The following is a 420-nucleotide window of genomic DNA, read 5'->3' as shown; positions in this document are numbered from 1 at the left end:
CGGCGACATCGACCTCGTCTGCAGCACGCTGGATTTCCCGTCGCAGGCGGAGATCGTCAAGGAGCCCTTGGTCAAGATCCAGCATACGGTCGTGGCCCGCTCCGAGCATCCGCTGCTGCAATTGCCGGTGGCGACGGCACAGGATCTGGCACGCTATCCCTGGCTGGTGCTGGCAAACGACCATGTCGGGACCAGCCGCATCGGTTCCTATTTCGTCGCCAACGGCATCGAGCCACCGACGATTGCCGTGGAGACGACATCGATCGGCCTGTTCAAGATTCTCAGCGAGGGCGATTTCCTCGCCCATTTCCCCGAACAGATGCTGGTCGATGCGGAAAAATACGGATTGAAGGAAGTCTCGCATGAGGGGACCTTCTGGGAGGCGGAAGCCGGCATTGCCTATCGCCGCACGCCCAACCC

1 protein-coding gene is annotated in these 420 nt (G+C 61.4%); it reads left to right on the top strand.

Annotation, left to right across the window (positions count from 1 at the left end; translation table 11 throughout):
- The coding region (locus tag AC1D0P_RS30460; protein ID WP_477680142.1) for a LysR substrate-binding domain-containing protein at positions 1 to 420 on the top strand (420 nt) is incomplete at both ends.

Source organism: Polaromonas sp. P1_G2 (assembly GCF_056405515.1).
The sequence above is the reverse complement of the archived record's forward strand: the minus strand, read 5'-3'. Positions and strand labels throughout refer to the sequence as shown.